This is a genomic window from Oleiphilus sp. HI0079 (genome assembly GCF_001635105.1).
The window spans coordinates 1-367 of record NZ_LWFT01000350.1 but is presented as its reverse complement, the minus strand read 5'-3'; the positions used below and the strand labels follow the sequence as shown (position 1 = coordinate 367).

The window sequence follows — 367 nt, the reverse complement described above, 5'->3', positions numbered from 1 at the left end:
CTAAATCAAGCCCTTGTTCACTGCGTGCCGTCTGAACGACTTCGGTATTCGAGCCCTCAATGACTGCATCGTCTTTCGTTTGCGGGATAATCGCTGACTCAGCAACAAGCTTGGGTTCCACTAGCGCAGAAGAACGGCTTTCGCGCAGCTGGGTCGTCGAGGAATCAACGGACAAAGGAAGTGTATCCTCGTTAGACAAAGCCAATTTCACCGTCGATTTTGTATCTGGAACTGTCACCGAAAGAAGATTGTTTCGCGCGCCAGATCCCATGCCCCTCTCTATAGAGTCGTCGGCCTGAACAGTGACATTATCCGCTGAATTCGAAAAGTGGATATAGAGAAATACTAGTGCATTCAATAGCAGCAC

General features: G+C 49.0%; 1 protein-coding gene. It reads right to left on the bottom strand.

All coding sequences use genetic code 11. The features are described 5' to 3' along the window. A partial coding sequence (locus tag A3750_RS25885) for a hypothetical protein (protein ID WP_197474894.1) occupies positions 1 to 367 on the bottom strand: 367 nt, incomplete at both ends.